The organism is Deinococcus ficus (assembly GCF_003444775.1).
GTDB classification, from domain to species: Bacteria; Deinococcota; Deinococci; order Deinococcales; family Deinococcaceae; genus Deinococcus; species Deinococcus ficus.
The window spans coordinates 240386-258161 of record NZ_CP021083.1 but is presented as its reverse complement, the minus strand read 5'-3'; the positions used below and the strand labels follow the sequence as shown (position 1 = coordinate 258161).

The window sequence follows — 17776 nt, the reverse complement described above, 5'->3', positions numbered from 1 at the left end:
CCCCCCTCCGGAGGTATCCATGCTGAAACGCACCACCCTGGCCCTCGTGTCCCTCACGCTCCTCGGCGGGGCGCTCGCCGCCCCCAAGAAGATGACCGGCCTGAGCTCCCTGGGCATCGTGAACGGCAAGCCCGGCGGCACCTACACCCTGCCCCTCGGCGACGGCCCGCAGAGCCTGATGTACTACGGCGCCATCGACGGCAACCTCGGGCAGCTCGCCGCCCAGATGTTCGACGGCCTGGTCGAGTTCAACCTCTCCACGTACAAGATCGAGCCCGCCCTGGCCGAATCCTGGACCATCAGCGGTGACGGCAAGACCTACACCTTCAAGCTCCGTTCGGGCGTGAAGTGGAGTGACGGCCAGGACTTCAACGCCGACGACGTGATCTTCACGTACCGGAACATGATCATGAACCCCGAAGCGAAAGCCGGGGACGCCGGGAACTTCAAGCAGGGCACCGAGAACATCACCATCTCCAAGGTGGACAGCATGACCGTGCAGTTCAAGCTGCCCAAGCCCGCCCCCGCCTTCCTGCTGCAGCAGCGCTACCCGATCATGCCGCAGCACAAGCTCGCCAAGTACGGCCAGGAAAACGGGGCGAAACCCGCCGACATCAACAACGCCTGGCCCACCAACGTGAGCGCCGCCGAAGTGGTCGGCACCGGCCCCTTCAAGTTCCAGAGCTACACCGTGGGGCAGAAGATCACCCTGGCCCGCAACCCCAACTACTGGAAGGTGGACGCCGCCGGGAAGAAACTCCCCTACCTCGACCGCCTCGAGTACCTGGTCATCCGCGACCCGCAGGCGCAGCTCAACCAGTTCCTGGCCGGCAACCTCGACCAGCTCAACAGCAGCGGCGCGCAGTTCCCCGACCTGAAACAGCGTGAAGTGGCCGGCGCGCCCTTCAAGGTCATGCGCTTCACCGCCCTGTTCGGCAGCCCCCCCTTCGTCGCGTACAACTTCGACGCGAAAGACCCGCAGCTCGCCAAGATCTTCAGCGACGTGCGCTTCCGCCGCGCCATGCAGTCCGCCATCAACCGCGAGCGCATCATCGACACCGTGTACAACGGCCTGGCCAGCCTCCCCGGGCACGGCGTCGCCCCGGCCAACAAGGCCTTCTACACGAACACCACCAAGCAGCTCGGCAGCTTCAGCCTCGACGCCGCCGACCGCGCCCTGGACGCCATGGGCCTGAGCAGGAAGAACTCGGCCGGGATCCGCCTGATGCCCAACGGCAAGCAGCTCGAATTCGACCTGACCTACGCCACGGACAGCGCCGCCTACCCGCCCATCGCCACGATCATCCAGAGCGACTTCGCGAAGATCGGCGTGAAGGTCAACCTCAAGGGCATCCTGAACAGCAAGCTGATCAGCACCGGCCAGAGCGGCGACTGGGAGATGATCCTCGCGGCCTTCGGCGACCAGCCCGACCCGGAACTGCGCCGCCCCATCTGGCAGCCCGGCGGCAGCCTGTACTACTGGCACCGCTCCACGCAGCCCGCCAAGGACGGCGACCCCGGCATCGTCGCCAAGATGTTCCCCTGGGAAAAGGAGATCTACAACATCTTCAACCAGGCGGCCACCACCACCAGCGCCGCGCAGCGCAAGGCCCTGTACACCCGCTGGCAGCTGATCTTCGCGCAGAACCTGCCGGTCACGCCCATCGCCAAACCCGAGAACGTCGGCGCCGTGAGCAACAAGTTCGGCAACTACGTGTACAACCTCGGCTCCATCCCCGGGTACAACCCCGTCCCGCTCATCTACCAGAAGTAACCAGGCCCTGACGTGAAGGGCGGGGCATTCAGGCGTCAGGCCTGCACGTCCCGCCCTTCACGCTTTCCCTCACGCAAAGAGCCCCCACCCATGACTGACCCTGACCTCACCCCCATCCGCCCGGGCGGCCCGGCATGCTGAACTTCACGCTGCGCCGCATCCTGGGCATGATCCCCACCCTGCTGGTCATCAGCGCCATCTGCTTCGCGGTGATCCAGCTGCAGCCCGGCAGTTACCTCGACCAGTACCTCGACGACCCCCGCGTCACGCAGGAAACCGTGCAGAGCATCACCCGGCAGCTGGGCCTGGACCAGCCCGCCTGGGCGCAATACCTGAAATGGGTGCAGGGCATCGTCACCCGCTTCGACTTCGGGTTCTCCTTCGCCAACTCCCGCCCGGTCACCAGCATGATCTGGGACTCGCTGGGCTGGACGGTCTTCCTCGCTCTGGTCACCATGCTCGTGACCTGGCTGGTCGCCGTGCCGCTCGGCGTGTACACCGCGCTGAACCGCTACGGCAAGGCCGCCACCACCATGAACTTCTTCGGGTACGTGAGCCTCGCCACGCCCGACTACCTGGTCGCCATGCTGCTCTCCGCTCTCGTGCTCTCCATGGGCGGGCAGAACGTCAACGGCCTGTTCAGCCCCGAGTACATCGACGCGCCGTGGAGCTGGGCGCGGGTCGTGGACCTGCTCGGCCACCTCTGGATTCCCATCATCGTGCTGGGCCTCGAAGGCGTGGCCAGCATCATGCGCCAGATGCGCGCCAGCATGCTCGACGTCGTGAACCAGGACTACGTGCGCACCGCCCGCAGCAAGGGCCTGACCGGTCAGGTGGTGCTGTGGCGGCACATCTTCCGCAACGCCGTGAACCCCCTGGTCAGCATCGCCGGCATGAGCCTCCCCAACCTGATCAACGCCAGCATCATCGGCAGCGTGGTGCTGAACCTCCCCACCATCGGCCCGCTGCTGTACGACAGCCTGATCAACAAAGACCAGTACCTCGCCATGACCATGCTGCTGCTCAGTGCGTTCCTGCTCCTGATCGGGAACCTGCTGGCCGACCTGGCCCTGGCCTGGGTGGACCCCCGCGTGAGGTTCGAATGATGGACAGCCGACTCATGCGCCACCGAATCAAGAAGAGTGAGCGGCCGTCCGTGAACGGTAGGGGCCACGGGACACTTCACCGCCTCACTCCTGGGGCCAGGTCTGGCAGGGCTTCACACCCGTTCGGGAGGGCCGCATGACCACCGTGACCTCTCAGGGGGAGCGCCTCCGGGTCGCCGAGCGCCGCTCGCCGCTGCAACTGGCCCTGCGCCGCTTCCGGCGCAACCGGGTGGGCGTGCTGAGTTTCTGGGTGCTGGCCTTCATGTACCTGGTGGCGCTGTTCGCGCCGTTCCTGGCGCCGTACAGCATCAAGGAGCAGCACGAGGAACACCCGTACGCCCGCCCCAGCGGCATTCACCTGATCCACCAGGGGCAGCTGCGCGGCCCGTTCGTGTACGGCACGAAAACCGAGCGGGACCCGGTCACGTTCGCCCGCAAGACGACCGTGGACCGGGACAACCCGATTCCCCTGCGCTTTTTCGTGCAGGGTGACGAGTACCGCTTCCTGGGCCTGATTCCCGCCCGGCTGCACCTGTTCGGCGTGCCGGACGGCCAGTACTACTTCCCGCTGGGCACCGACAAGTTCGGCCGTGACCTGCTGTCCCGCATGCTGGTGGGGTCGCAGGTGAGTCTCACGGTGGGCGTGGTGGGCATCCTGATCAGTTTCGCGCTGGGCATCGTGCTGGGCGGCATCAGCGGCTACTACGGCGGCTGGGTGGACGGCCTGATCCAGCGCGTGGTGGAGGTGCTGCTGTCCTTCCCGCGCCTGCCGATCCTGCTGGCGCTGTCCACCATCATTCCCGCGAAGTGGCCCAGCACGCTGGTGTACCTGGGGATCGTGGCGGTGCTGGCGTTCATCGGCTGGGCGGGCCTGGCGCGCGTGATCCGCGGGCAGGTCATGAGTGCCCGCAACATCGACTACGCGCAGGCCGCGCGCGCCCTGGGCGGCAGCGACCTGCGGGTGATCCTGCGGCACATCATGCCGAACCTCAGCAGCTTCCTGATCGTGACCGCCACGCTGGCCCTGCCGGGCTACATCCTGGGCGAGAGCGGCCTGAGCTTCCTGGGCCTGGGCATCAAGGAACCCATGGCGTCCTGGGGCCTGCTGCTGAAAGACGCCTACACCGACGGGGCCTTCAAGAGCTACCCCTGGCTGCTGCTGCCGGGCCTGATGATCACCATCAGCGTGCTGGCCTTCAACTTCATGGGCGACGCCCTGCGCGACGCCGCCGACACCCAGAGCCGCTAGGCCTGCCCCCGCCCTGCGCCGAGCCTGCTTCGGCGCCGGTCCATTCCGACCCTGACTTTTCCTTCCTTTCCTCCTGGAGGCCGCCATGAACCGAACGACCGTCTGTCTGCTCGCCGTCACCGCCGCCCTGAGCCTGTGCAGCGCCACCGCGCAGTCCAAGAGCAACGTTCCCGCCAGCCTGTTCCAGACCACCGGGAAAAAGGGTGGCACGCTGACCCTGAGCCTGGTGTCCAGCCCGCAGAGCTTCAACTACTTCGCGGTGCTGGACAACAACAGCTACACCGTGATGAACAACGTGCTGGACCGCCTGATCACCCTGGATCCCGGCACGAACAAGCTGTACCCGGCCCTGGCCGAAAGCTGGACCTTCAGCCCGGACGGCCGGGTCGCCACCCTGAAACTGCGCCGGGGCGTGAAATGGAGTGACGGGCAGGCCTTCAACGCCGACGACGTGATGTTCACGCTGGAGGACGTCGCCAGCAACACCGGCCTGAAAGCCAACCAGTCCGCGGTGTTCAAGGTCGGCAAGGACCCCCTGAAGTTCGAGAAGGTCGACGCCTACACCGTGCGGGTCACCGCGCCCAAACCCTACGGGGCGATGCTGCAGGCCCTGACCTTCGTGCCGATCCTCCCGCAGCACAAGCTCGCCAAGTACCAGCCCCTCAAGGACCCCGAGGGCTTCATGAAAGCCTGGGCGACCAACACCGCCCTGGGCGACATCGTCGGCACCGGCCCCTTCATCCTCAGCAACTACACCGTGGACCAGAAGGTCACCCTGGTGCGCAACCCGAACTCCTGGCGGCGCGACCCGGCCGGCACGCAACTGCCGTACATGGACCGCCTGGAGTACCTGATCATCAAGAGCCCGGAAGCGCAGATCAACTCCTTCAGGGCCGGGCAGCTCGACAGCGCGCCCATCACCGGCGCGCAGTTCCCGGACCTGAAACGCCAGGAGCTCGCCGGGGCGAACTTCAGCGTGATCCGCGGCGTGGGCCTGAACAACCCGCCCGTGCACCTCGCGTTCAACCAGGACAGCAAGGACCCGGCGCTGAAAAAGGCGTTCAGCGACCTGAAGTTCCGCCAGGCGATGGAGCTCGCCGTGAACCGCGACCGCATCATCGACACGGTGTACAACGGCCTGGCCAGCTACCCGGGCTTCGGCGTGGCGCCGATCAGCGAGTGGTTCAACCCGGTCACCAAGGGCATGTTCCCGAAATTCAACCTCGCGCAGGCCGCCGCCCGCCTGGACGCCCTGGGCTACCGGGACACCAACCGCGACGGCGTGCGCAACCACCCGGGCGGCGGAAACCTCGAAATCGACCTGCTGCACGCCGCAGACAGCAGCATCATGCCCGGCATCGCCACGATCATCCAGAGTGACTTCGGGAAGATCGGCGTGAAGGTCAACCTGCGCGGCGTGACCGGCAGCACCGTCCTGCCCACCAGCATGAGCGGGAACTTCGAGGCGGTGCTCGGCACCTTCGGCGACCAGCCGGACCCGCAGCTGCGCAAGGACATCTGGCAGCCCGGCGGGGCGCTGCACTTCTGGCGCCGCAGCCTGCAGCCCGCGCAGGAAGGCGGCACGCCCAACATGGACCTGATGCAGCCGTACGAGAAACGCACCTGGGACCTGTTCGCGCAGGCCGAAGCGAGCGGCAACCAGGCCACCCGCAAGAAGCTGTACAACGAGTGGCAGCTGCTGTTCGCGCGGAACCTGCCGGTCATCCTGATCGCCAAGCCGGACAGTGTCGCCGCGTTCCAGAAGCGCATCGGGAACTTCTACGTCCGGAACAACGCCGTGATCAGCAGCAACTACACGGTGTTCGAGAAATAACGGTGGCCGGCCTGACGACCCGCGGGGGCCGCCTGGCCCCCCTCCCCCACCGGGAAGCTCCGTGACAGGGCCCCTGACCGGCCTGGAGCGGCTGCTGGCGGATCCGGCGCGCGCGGACGGCTGGGGCCGGGTGGGGCTGCTCACCAACCCCAGCGGCGTGACCGGCGACCTGACGCCCTCGGCGGTGGCCCTGCAACGCGCGGGCGTGCAGCTCGTGCGGCTGTTCGGGCCCGAGCACGGCGTGGACGGCAGCGGCGCCCCCGGCGAGGCGCCGGACGCCGGCACCGACGCCGCGAGCGGCCTGCCCACCAGCGTGCTGTACCACCTCACCGACGCCGAGACCGCCGGGCGCCTCGCCGGCCTGGACACCCTGCTGGTGGATCTGGTGGACGTCGGCGTGCGCTTCTACACGTACATCAGCACCGTGCGGGACGTGCTGCGCGCCGCCCGGGCCCTGGGGCTGCGGGTGGTCATCCTGGACCGCCCGAACCCCATCGGGTTCACGGTGGAAGGCCCGCCGCTCCAGCGTCAGGAGTTCCGCTCCTTCGTGGGCGTGACCCAGGCGCTCCCCCTGCGGCACGGCCTGACCCTGGGCGAGGTGGCCCGGGTGCTCGCCGCCGAGGAGGACGCCACGGTGGACGTGATCCCCACGGACGCCCCGGACGGCTGGCACCCGGGCCGGCCGTGGGTCCCGCCCAGCCCGAACCTGCCGGACCTCACGAACGTCCACCTGTACCCGGGCACATGCCTGATTGAGGCGCTGGACGCCAGCGAGGGGCGCGGCACCGCCCTGCCCTTCCGGCTGGTGGGCGCGCCGGGCGTGGACGCCCCCGCGCTGGCTGCGGAGGTGAACCGCCGGGATCTGGGCGTCACCGCCCGCCCGGCGTACTTCACGCCCACCACCAGCAAGCACGCCGGGCAGCGCTGCGCCGGCGTGCAGCTGCACGACACCGGACGCCCTTTGCGGGTCCTGCCGCTGGGCCTGACCCTCTTCACGGCCCTGGAAGCGGCCGGAGCGAAGCGCAACCCGGACTGGCTCCAGAAACTGCTCGGTGTTCCCGCAGACACGGTTCCATCCAGTCCCGATGCTGCCCTGACGGCCCTGGCGGGCTGGCAGGCGGCGGGCGGGGCGGCGGCCCTTTCCCTTCGCCCTTTCTGGCTGTACCCCCGTCAAGGAGACCCGTCATGACCCACGCGCACAAGTGCACCGCCCTGGTTTCCGCCCTGCTGCTCGCCGCGTGCGGCAGCACCCCCCAGCCCCAGAACGGTCAGGTGCAGGCCGGCCTGCCGGACACGCCCGCGCTGAACAGCCAGGCGGTCCGGACGCCGGGGCCGCACACCGGTCCGCGCGGGCAGGGCCAGCAGGAACTGCGGGGCCTGTGGGTGGACGGCTTCGGGCCCGGCATGAAGACCCCGGCCGAGATCGACCAGCTGGTCGCCACCGCGAAGGCGATGAACGTGAACGTGCTGTTCGCGCAGGTGGGCCGACGCGGGGACTGCTACTGCAACAACGCCGCGATGCCCCGCACGAACGACCCGGCCGTGCCGGCCGGATTCGATCCGCTCGCGGACCTGCTCGGCAAGGCGCACGCGCAGGGCATTCAGGTGCACGCCTGGATCATCACGACCGCCATCTGGAACAGCGCCGTCCTTGCCCCACCGCCGGGGCATGTCTTCACCACGCACGGCCTGAAAGCCACCGGGCGAGACTTTTGGTTGATGGTCAAAGATGACGGCAGCACCCGCGGCGGCAGCGACTGGCTGCTGGACCCCGGGCACCCAGACGCTGCCGAGTACATCAAGCAGATGTACGTGTCGGTCGTGAAGAACTACGACGTGGACGGCATTCAGTTCGACCGGGTGCGCTACACCGACTACAACCCGGTCGGCGGGCCGAACAACTGGGGGTACAACCCCACGGCGCTGGAACGCTACCGCGAGGAGACCGGCGCCACCGGCACGCCCCTGCCGGCTGACCCGCAGTGGAGCGCGTGGCGGCGCCAGCAGGTCACGAACCTCGTGAGGGAAACGGCCCTGGCCGTGAAGGCCGCCCGTCCGGACGTGAGCGTGAACGCCGCGACCATCACGTACGGCGAGGGTCCCTCGGATCAGGCGGGCTGGCTGGCCTCCCGGCCTTACGCCGAGGTCCTGCAGGACTGGGTGACCTGGGTGCGCGAAGGCTACCTGGACGTGAACGTCATGATGAACTACAAGCGCGACTTCGTGCCCGCGCAGGCGCTGTGGTTCGACCAGTGGAACGCCTTCGCCGCCCGCCTGCAGGAGGAGACGGGCGTGCATCAGGTGAGCGGCGCCGCCATCTACCTGAACGACCAGGACAGCAGTGTCAATCAGGTCTGGAAGACCCGCGAGGCCGGCCTGGACGGCTGGGCCGGGTACTCCTACCGCACGCCGGACAAGGACGTGAACGAGAACCGCCGCACCAAGGAGCAGGTGCTGCCGGAACTCACCACGAAACTCTCCGGGGAGGGCGGGCCCTTCGAGCGGCCCGTGCGCTGGGACCGCCCGAACCCCGCCCACCTGCGCGCCGTGAGCGGGCAGGTGCAGGTGGGCAGCGGCCCGCTGGGCGGCCGGACGGTGCTGCTGCTGGACGCCCAGGGGCAGGAGGTGGCCCGCACGCAGACGGACGGCCGCGGCCGCTACGGCTTCATGCGCCTGCCGCTGGGCCCGGTGCAGGTGCAGGTCGGGGACGTGACCACCGAGAGGATCACGCCGCTGCCGCGGCAGGTCACCGTGCTGCCGGACCTGCACCTGCCATGAGCGCCACCCGCCTGGGTGTGGACGCCGGGGGCAGCGGCACCAAGTGGGTGCTCGCGCGCGGCGGCGTGGCGGTGGCGCGCGGCGTCACCCCGCCTCTCACCAGCCTGCTCCTGCTGACGCCGGAAGGTGCGGCGCATCTGGACGCGCTGGTGCGGGCCGTCGGTGAGCGGCCCCAGGCGGTGCACCTGGGCCTGCCGGGCCTCTCCCGGAGCTCAGCGCGGGCCGCGGAGGTCGCCGGGCAGGTCGCCCTCGCCTTCGGGCTGCCGCCGGAGGCGGTGCAGGTGGAGGGCGACCTGGACCTCGCCTACCGCGCGCACTTCCGGCCCGGGGAAGGCGTCCTGGTGTACGCCGGGACCGGCAGCATCGCCTACCACGTCACTGCGGGCGGGGAGGTGGTCCGCGCCGGCGGACGCGGCTACCGCCTGGGTGACGACGGCGGGGGGTTCAGCCTGGGCCGGGCGGCGCTGCGGGTCCTGACCGACGCCCTGGACGTGGGCGGCCCGCCGGATACGCCCCTGGCCCGGGAGGTCGCGGCCCTCACCGGCGGCCTGGACTGGGACACGCTGCGGGGCTTTGCGTACGGCACGCCCGGCGCCGCGGCGATCGCGTCGCTGGCGCCCGCGGTGGGCCGCGCCGCGGACCAGGGCGACCCCCAGGCCCTGGTGCTGGTGCGGGACGCCGCCGAGTCCCTGGCGGATCTCGCGCGGCGCGTGCAGGTGCACACCGGGCCGCTGCCGGTGACCGCGTCGGGCGGCGCGTTCCGCATCTCGCCGCTGCTCGGCCAGGAACTCACCGCGCACCTGAGTGGCGTGCAGGTGGTTCCGGGCGACCACGCCCTGGCGGCCGCACTGGGCAGCTAGGACAGGCAAGCCAAAGGGGGCCGGGTCAGACCCGGCCCCCTTGCCCGTCGGGGTTACTTGAGCAGTTTCCAGTTGCCGTTCACGACCTGCACCATGACGCGGCTGCGGGCGTCGAGGCCGAGGTGGTTGGTGGCGCTCATGTTGAAGATGCCGTGCGTGCCGATCACGTTGCGGGTGCCTTCGATGGCGTCGCGCAGCGCGTCGCGGAAGGCGGGCGTGCCGGGTTTGGCTTTCTTCAGCGCGGCGGGAATGGCCTTCTGGAGGAGCAGGCCGGCGTCCCACATGTGCGCGCCGAAGCCGGACACGGTGTTCTGGCCGTACTTGCTCTCGTACAGGTTCATGTAGTCCAACGCGACCTTGCGGTTGGGCACGCTGGTGGCGAGCTGGTCGGCGACGAGCACCGGGCCGACCGGGAGGATGGCGCCTTCGACGTCCTTGCCGCCGACGCGCAGGAAGTCGGCATTGGCGACGCCGTGCGTCTGGTAGATCTTGCCGGCGTACCCGCGGTCGTTCAGGGTCTTCTGGGGCAGCACGGCCGGCACGCCGGACGCGCCGATCAGGACGGCGTCGGGCTTCGCGGCGAGCAGTTTCAGGGTCTGGCCGGTGACGCTGGTGTCGCTGCGCCCGTAGCGCTCCTCGGCGACGATGCGCACGCCTTTCTTGGCGGCGTTCTTCTTCAGTTCGGCCAGCCAGCCTTCGCCGTAGGCGTCGTTGAAGCCGATGTACCCGACGGTCTTGACCTTGTTGCGGGCCATGTGGTCCACAATGGCGGCGGCCATCAGGGCGTCGGTCTGGGGGGTCTTGAAGACCCACTGGCGTTTGGCGTCGATGGGCGCGATGATTGCCTCGCTGGCGGCCAGGCTGATCAGGGGCACCTTGGCCTCGGCGACCACGTCGATCATGGCGAGGGACGCGGGCGTGGTGGTGGTCCCGATGATGATGTCCACCTTGCTGTCCTGGATGAGCTTGCGGGTGGCGGTGACGGCGGCGGTGGTGTCGCTGGCGTCGTCCAGGATGGTGTACACGACCTTCTGGCCGCCGATGGTCTGGGGCAGCAGGGCGACGGTGTTCTTCTCGGGAATGCCGAGGCTGGCGGCGGGGCCGGTGGCGGAGACGACCACGCCGACACGGATTTCGGCCTGGGCGGTGGCGAGGGCGGTGAAGAGGGTCAGGGCAGCGAGGGTTCGTTTCATGGGGTCCTCCGGGTCCGGGCCTGCGTGAGGCCCAGGGTGATGGGGAAGGGTGGGGGAGTGCGGCGACGGCCAAAGCAGGCCGTGGATGAGTCGGGGTTGTGAGTCCCTGAATGCTATCAGACCAGCCTTGCGGAGTTCTGACGGACGGGGGGCGCTGGAGCGCATACTGGGCTGTCCCCAGCCTCGAGCGGAGCGTGGTTTCCGGTGTTGTCCGCCCTGTTCCTGACGTATGCGGCGGGACCGGTCCGGCGTCCGGGCCGTGTGGGTGGTCCTCACAGCGCCGGGAAAGTTCGATCTGTTCAGTTGTTCGCTCGTGTGGTTGTACACAACATGGCAACTTTGTTGACCAGTGGAGGAAATCCGTGCTGGACCCCAGTCCCAACCTGTCCCCTGAGCCTGCCGACATCCTGATCGACGGGGCCCGGTACGCCGCGCGGCCCGGCGAACCGCTGATCGCTGCCCTGAACCGCGCGCAGGTGACCGTGCCGCAGGTCTGCTACCACGCCCAGCTCGGCCCCATCCAGACCTGCGACACCTGCATCGTGGAGGTGGACGGGCAGCTCGTCCGCGCCTGCGGCACGCCCGCCCGCGCCGGCATGCGCGTGCGCACCGCCGTGCGGGCCGCCCAGGTCGCGCGGGAGGAGGCCTTCGACCGCCTGCTCGCCAACCACCAGCTGTACTGCACCGTCTGCGACAACAACAACGGCAACTGCACCGTGCACAACACCACCCGCGAGATGAACGTGCAGCACCAGTACCGGCCTTTCCAGGGCAAAGGGCTGGCGGTGGACGCCTCGCATCCCTTCTACCGCTACGACCCGGACCAGTGCATCCTGTGCGGCCGCTGCGTGGAGGCCTGCCAGAACCTGCAGGTGAACGAGACCCTCAGCATCAACTGGGAAGCCGAGCAGCCGCGGGTGCTGTGGGACGGTGGCGTGCCGGCCGGGGAATCCAGCTGCGTGGACTGCGGGCACTGCGTGACCGTCTGCCCCTGCAACGCGCTGATGGAAAAGAGCATGCTGGGCGAGGCGGGCTTTTTCACGGACCAGCGGGGACCGCTGTTCGGGAACGCGGTGGCGATGGTGAAGAACGTGGAACCCAGCCTCGGGTACGGCCCGATCATGAACCTCAGCGAGATCGAGGCCGCCGGGCGCGAGGGGTACATCCGGCGCACGAAGACGGTCTGCACGTACTGCGGCGTGGGCTGCGCCTTCGAGGTCTGGACCAAGGACCGCCACATCCTGAAGATTGAGCCGACCCACGGCCCGGCGAACGGCGTGAGCACCTGCATCAAGGGCAAGTTCGCCTGGGACCACGTGGGTTCGCCTCAGCGCCTGACCCGGCCGCTGATCCGGGAGAACGGCGCCTTCCGCGAGGCGGACTGGGACGAGGCGCTGGCCCTGATCGCCCGGCGCCTGGGCGCCCTCCGGACCGAGCATGGCCCGGACGCGCTGGCCTTCATCACGTCCAGCAAATGCACCAACGAGGAGAGCTTCCTGATGCAGAAGCTCGCGCGCAGCGTGATCGGCACGAACAACGTGGACAACTGCTCGCGCTACTGCCAGAGCCCCGCCACCATGGGCCTGTGGCGCACCGTCGGGTACGGCGGCGACTCAGGCAGCATCACCGACCTGGAGCGGGCCGGGCTGGTCATCGGGATCGGCACGAACACCGCCGAATCCCATCCGGTGCTCGCCACCCGCGTGAAGCGAGCGCAGAAGCTGCGCGGGCAGAAACTCATCGTCGCGGACCTGCGCGAGCACGAGATGGCCCGCCGCGCGGACCTGTTCCTGCGCCCGAACCCCGGCTCGGACTTCGTGTGGCTCAACGCCGTGAGCCGCTACCTGCTCGACCAGGGCCTCGAGAACCGCGCCTTCCTGGACCGCTGGGTCAGCGGTCTGGATGCCTTCCGCGCGAGCCTGGACGCCTACACCCTGGAGTACGCCGAGGCCGTCACCGGCCTGTCCGGCGAGACCCTCAGACAGGTCGCGCACGAGATCGCGCAGGCCGACGGGGTCTGCATCATGTGGGCGATGGGCGTCACCCAGCAGATGAGCGGCTCGGAAACCAGCACCGCGATCTCCAACCTGCTGCTGCTGACCGGGAACTACATGCGCCCCGGCGCAGGCAGCTACCCCCTGCGCGGGCACAACAACGTGCAGGGCGCCAGCGACATGGGCTCCATGCCCGGCCACGTCACCGGGTACCAGCGGGTGGACGACCCGGCCGTGCGCGCCGCGTACGCCGCCGAGTGGGGCACGGAACTCCCCACCACGGCGGGCCTGGACAATCACCAGATGATCCACGCCATTCACGCCGGCACCCTGCGCGGCCTGTACCTCAAGGGCGAGGACATCAGCCTGGTGGACGCCAACGCCAACTACGTGGACGCCGCCCTGGAGAAACTGGACTTCCTGGTCGTGCAGGAGATGTTCTTCAGCCACACCGCGTCCTTCGCGGACGTGGTCCTGCCCGCCAGCCCCAGCCTGGAAAAAGACGGCACCTTCACGAACACCGAGCGCCGCATCCAGCGCCTGAACCAGGCCCTGCCGCCGCTGGGCGACAGCCGCCCCGACTGGCAGATCATCCAGGGGGTCGCGAACGCCCTGGGGGCCGGCTGGTCGTACGCCCACCCGGTGGAGGTGATGGACGAGATCGCCCGCCTGACGCCCCTGTACGCCGGCGTGACCTACGAGCGCCTCGCGGGCTTCGCCTCCCTCCAGTGGCCGGTGCAGCCCGACGGCACCGACACGCCCCTGCTGTTCACGGACGGCTTCCCCTTCCCGGACGGCCGGGCCCGGCTGTACCCGGCCGAGTTCATTCCGCGCACCGAGCCGCCTGACGCGCAGTACGACCTGCACCTGAACAACGGCCGCATGCTCGAGCACTTCCACGAGGGCAACATGACCTTCCGCACGGCCGGCATCACCGCGCAGGTGCCCGGTGCCTTCGTGGAGGTCTCCCCCGATCTGGCCTGCGAACGCGGCCTCACGGACGGCACCCTCGTGCGGCTGGTCTCGCGGCACGGCGCGGTCAAGCTGCCGGCCCTGGTCACCGCGCGCGTGCAGGGCCAGCAGCTCTACGTGCCGATGAACAGCCCGGACGCCGCGCAGGCCGTCAACCGCCTGACCGGCAGCCACACCGACCCGAGCACCCACACGCCCGCGTACAAGGACACGGCCGTTCGCCTGGAGGTGATCGGCGGAACCGGCGACACCCCTCCCCTGCCCCGCCGGAACTTCCGGTACGGCACCCCCACGCCGCAGCGGGGCGTGGAGGTGGAGCGCAAGTGGGCGCGGCCCGACTACGTGTTCCCGGGCCTGGGACTGGGCCTGCTTCAGGGCAGCAGTCTGAACGCCCGGGCCGACCGGTTGGGCGCCCCGCCGCAGCCTTCCCGGATGAACATGCCGAGTAAATCGGGAGTGGCCGATGACTGACGCTCCCCCTCATTGCCCTCGAGGTGCCTGAGATGGCTGAATCCCTGAAGTACACCCCCCGCCCTTCCACCTCGGAAGAAATCGCGGCTGCCGCGCAGCGCGACCACGCTGACGCCCTGCAGGCTGGCATGGAGCTGCTGACCGTGCTGCACCGGCACGGCCTGCTCGAGGCGGCCTCCAAGGTCGTGCGGGGCGGCCAGGGGCTCAGCGGCGAGGCGCTCGCCCTGCTGGAACGCGGCACCTCCACGCTGCTGATCCGCAACCTGCTGGAGACCGCGCGGATGCTGAGCGACCTCGACCCGGAGAATACCGCCACCCTCGGCCGCGCGCTCACCAACGGCCTGAACGAGGGCGCGGCCCGCGTGGCGCGGGAGGAACGGGTCGGTCTGAGTGAACTGCTGGGCCTCCTGAAGGACCCGGATGTGCAGGTGGCCCTCAGCGCAATGGTCGGCATCCTGAAGGGTTTCGGGCACACCCTGCGGCTTGCGGACGAGCGGCAGCACGCGCCCGCCGCCACCCGCCGCACCACCGGGGAGGATGGCCGCTGAATCCGACCGAACCGGCCCGGGCCGTCGCTCTGCGTGACGGCCGGTTGCATGAAGAGACCGACCTGGTGGCCACCGAGGAACCCCTGGAGGTCCGGATCCAGACCGAGGAGGGCGAGCAGCCGCTTCTGATCACCATGCGCACCCCGGGGCACGACCAGGAGCTGGTGCGCGGGTGGCTGCACAGCGAAGGCTTCAGGCCGCTGGGCGACCTGGAGATGGTGGTGGACCCGGCCACGCCGAACGTCGTGGTGCTGCGCAGCGCGGCGGTGGAGGAGTTGCTCGCGCTGGCCCGGGCGGGCTTCACGGCGAGTGCCTGCGGGGTCTGCGGGGCAGGCAGCGTGGAACGCCTGACCCTGACGGCGCCTCCGATACACGTGCAAGCCGGGCCACTCAGCGCCCGCTGGCTATGCAGCCTGCCGGCCCTGCTGGAGCAGGCTCAACCGGTCTACCGCGCCACGGGCGGCGTTCATGCCGCCGGTCTGGTGAGCCGTCAGGGGAGGCTCCTGGCCGCTTTTGAGGACGTGGGGCGACACAATGCCCTGGACAAGTTGATCGGCTGGGCCTGGGCCAGTGACCAGCTGCCCTTCGGTGACCATGTTCTCGTCGTGACAAGTCGTGCTGGCTTCGAAATCATTCAGAAGGCGGTCATCGCGGGCGCTCAGACGCTCGTGAGCGTGGGGGCACCCACCTCTCTGGCAGTCGAGACCGCAGTTCACTTCGGAATGGCCTTGGTGGGCTTCCTGAAGCCGAACAGCCTGAAGGTGTACGCCGGAGCAGACCGGATTGAACCCTGAAGGACCCAGCCGGCTCGTCTGCGGTTTTGCCCCCTTCGGCATAAACGTCTCGGGGCACTCCCGATTTACTTGGCATGTCCGGTCAGCCGGCATGCTTTGTCGTGTGGACCGTCACCGAACGCGGCAATCCCGCAGCAATGCCGCGTTCAGGACGATTCCCGCGCGCTCCAGAGCAACATGCCGAGTAAATCGGGTGAAGCGGGCCGCGCTTAGCCGTCCGAGTAAGCCGCCCGGAGCGCCTCGGCAAATTCCGGCAGTTGCAGATTGCAGGCCGCCCGGGTCACCTCGTCCCGCACCGTCAGCGGATCCACGTCACCGGCCAGCATGGCCGCAAGCAGCGATTTCAAGTGAGAGTCACGCAGTTCACGGCCCACGAACATGCGCACCTGGGTCACCGCCCGGGCCGCCTGCTCGGTCAGGGGCAAGGCACGGAATTCACGGGTGAGCTGATCGTTGATCTGATCCGCTTCGGCCTCCATCGCGAGGTCCGGCTGCGGCAGACGCTTGGGTTTGGCCGCCGGGCGCGCAGGCTTGGGCGCCGGCGGCAGCACCGTCTGCCCTGAAGCGTACTTCCCGCTCTGATCCTTGATGACGTCCACCAGGAAGGCCGAAGGCCGTTGCGGCTGGTACCCCCCAGCGAGAATCGCCTCAAACTGCTCAAGCCGGACCGTGACATGGTTTTCCCCGAACTGGGTGACGAGTTTGCGCGCCACAGGGACCACCACGCCGTGACGGCGCAGGGCGTCCACGACCGGGGCGTCCGGAATCACCTGCAGGCTCGGTTCCGGAGCGGGCAGGCTGGCCGGCAGGTCGCCGAATTCGTACACGATGACGGTGGCCGCGCGGGTCCCCTCATAGCTGACGGACCTCAGGTAACCGCGCTCAATGAGCTCCGCGTGCGCACTTTCGAGGTTGCGTTTGATGCGTGCCGGGACCGTTTCCAGGAGCTTGCACTCGCGCGCCCACTGCTGCAGGGAAATTCGCAGGACTTCAGCGGGCTCGGCCAGATTCACCGGATCATACCTCCGGGCGTCGAGCATGCGGTACAGGCTGCGGGTCAGGGAACGGCTCAGGCTGAGCACGAACGTCATGTCCAGGGGCTTGAGGTACTGCTCCCGCAGGCTCTGCACCACCGGCCGTGCCAGACGGATTTTCAGGAGAGTGCCGTGCCCGTAGGCGGTGCCGTCCTGGGTGTCGGCGTCGATCTGTTCGATGATGTTGAATTTTACAGTGGTCCAGCGCTCATGACGCTTGTCGCGCCAGGATTCGCTGGCGGTGTAGGTGGCCCCCTTCAGCCGGTCCAGCGAGTCCTGAAGGGCCTGGTAGTACTGCCCGGAGTCGGTGAACCCTGCTTTTTGCAGCAGCTGGTAAGCGGTGATGACCACCTCGCCGCTGTCGGGCGCCCCCTGCTCCAGGTAGATCATGTTCAGGGCAGTGGCGAAATCGCCGTCCAGGCCGTGGGGGACGCCGCCATATTCGCCGGGCGAGATGCAGGTGAGCCTGGCGACGCGGCCTTCAACCATCAGTTCAAGGTCCCATCGGGTGTAGTCGGCGGGAATCCGTTCCTGCACACAGATCAGCCCCAGGCGGGCAGAGTTCGCCTCATCGAACCGTTCGATCTCTCCTGGCTGTCTGGGCCGAACGGCCGATTTCCGCGTGCGTGCCACTCAATATCCTCCCGCTGTCGTACGGCAACTATAGCGAACACGCATGCGGAAACGCAGGGTGGATTGATGTGACGTTGATTGTTGGTCTTCTTGGATGTTGTTTAAAAAAAGAAAAGAATGATTGATCAACAACAACAAGCGGCGCGCGGCCGATGGCGTCTAGGACGGCAATTTTCGGAACACCATTCCGAGTAAATCGGGCTTTTTTTGTGGATAAGTGCCTCCAACATTCCGAGTAAAACGGGAGTTCTGCCGAGTAAATCGGGTCGTCAAGGGTGAAAGATGCCGAGTAAGTCGGGGCTCAGGTTGTGGACGCTTCTCGCTGACCTGCCGAGTAAATCGGGAAAAGATGCCGAGTAAGACGGCAGGGCTGCGAGAAGGACCTGCCGAGTAAGACGGGAGGTGTTGTGGATAACCCTGCGAAAGATGCCGAGTAAGACGGGTCGGAGAGAGCATCCGGACCCGTCTTACTCGGCATCTCGCCTTCTCGATTTTTTACCGTGGTGGCCGCATCGCCGGTCGCGGCATCCGTCCAA

At 68.3% G+C, this 17776-nt stretch carries 12 protein-coding genes; 10 read left to right on the top strand and 2 right to left on the bottom strand.

Translation table 11 applies throughout. From position 1 onward, the window contains the following. The first annotated feature begins 19 nt into the window (after nt 1-19). From DFI_RS17595 to DFI_RS17565, 7 genes are all read left to right on the top strand, one after another. Nucleotides 20-1774, top strand: coding sequence for an ABC transporter substrate-binding protein (locus DFI_RS17595; protein ID WP_022802741.1), 1755 nt, complete (start codon nt 20-22; stop codon nt 1772-1774). A gap of 134 nt (nt 1775-1908) precedes the next feature. Beyond that, nucleotides 1909-2880 carry an ABC transporter permease gene (locus DFI_RS17590; RefSeq protein WP_022802740.1) on the top strand — a complete coding sequence of 324 codons (972 nt, stop codon included), beginning with the start codon at nt 1909-1911 and terminating at the stop codon, nt 2878-2880. 136 nt (nt 2881-3016) lie between these two features. Next, nucleotides 3017-4129, top strand: a complete 1113-nt coding sequence (locus DFI_RS17585; RefSeq protein ID WP_022802739.1) for an ABC transporter permease — start codon at nt 3017-3019, stop codon at nt 4127-4129. Nucleotides 4130-4214: 85 nt separating this feature from the next. Next, complete coding sequence (locus DFI_RS17580) at nt 4215-5963, top strand: ABC transporter substrate-binding protein (protein WP_022802738.1); 1749 nt, start codon at nt 4215-4217, stop codon at nt 5961-5963. A gap of 61 nt (nt 5964-6024) precedes the next feature. Continuing rightward, nucleotides 6025-7152, top strand: a complete 1128-nt coding sequence (locus DFI_RS17575) for an exo-beta-N-acetylmuramidase NamZ family protein (RefSeq protein WP_051307509.1) — start codon at nt 6025-6027, stop codon at nt 7150-7152. Beyond that, complete coding sequence (locus DFI_RS17570) at nt 7149-8741, top strand: family 10 glycosylhydrolase (protein ID WP_027462214.1); 1593 nt, start codon at nt 7149-7151, stop codon at nt 8739-8741. The genes DFI_RS17575 and DFI_RS17570 overlap by 4 nt, the downstream gene beginning before the upstream one ends. Continuing rightward, nucleotides 8738-9601, top strand: coding sequence for an N-acetylglucosamine kinase (locus tag DFI_RS17565; RefSeq protein WP_043777236.1), 864 nt, complete (start codon nt 8738-8740; stop codon nt 9599-9601). The genes DFI_RS17570 and DFI_RS17565 overlap by 4 nt, the downstream gene beginning before the upstream one ends. 53 nt (nt 9602-9654) lie before the next feature. Here the strand turns inward: DFI_RS17565 and DFI_RS17560 are convergent, their stop codons facing one another. Further along, complete coding sequence (locus DFI_RS17560; RefSeq protein WP_027462213.1) at nt 9655-10794, bottom strand: ABC transporter substrate-binding protein; 1140 nt, start codon at nt 10792-10794, stop codon at nt 9655-9657. 362 nt (nt 10795-11156) lie between these two features. Here DFI_RS17560 and fdhF point away from each other — a divergent pair, with 362 nt between their 5' ends. The 3 genes from fdhF to DFI_RS17545 are packed head-to-tail and all read left to right on the top strand — an operon-like array spanning nt 11157 to nt 15573. Continuing rightward, the gene (fdhF, locus tag DFI_RS17555; protein ID WP_420810884.1) at nt 11157-14231 is read left to right on the top strand and encodes a formate dehydrogenase subunit alpha; all 3075 of its coding nucleotides are present in this window, start codon (nt 11157-11159) and stop codon (nt 14229-14231) included. Between the two features lie 32 nt (nt 14232-14263). Next, nucleotides 14264-14779, top strand: a complete 516-nt coding sequence (locus tag DFI_RS17550; RefSeq protein WP_051307508.1) for a helical membrane plugin domain-containing protein — start codon at nt 14264-14266, stop codon at nt 14777-14779. 44 nt (nt 14780-14823) lie between these two features. Beyond that, nucleotides 14824-15573: a formate dehydrogenase accessory sulfurtransferase FdhD gene (locus DFI_RS17545; RefSeq protein ID WP_043777234.1), complete on the top strand. Its 750-nt coding sequence runs from the start codon at nt 14824-14826 to the stop codon at nt 15571-15573. 209 nt (nt 15574-15782) lie between these two features. Here DFI_RS17545 and DFI_RS17540 read toward each other — a convergent pair whose 3' ends face one another. After that, nucleotides 15783-17240, bottom strand: coding sequence for a replication initiator protein A (locus DFI_RS17540; protein ID WP_043777232.1), 1458 nt, complete (start codon nt 17238-17240; stop codon nt 15783-15785). Nucleotides 17241-17776: the final 536 nt, after the last annotated feature.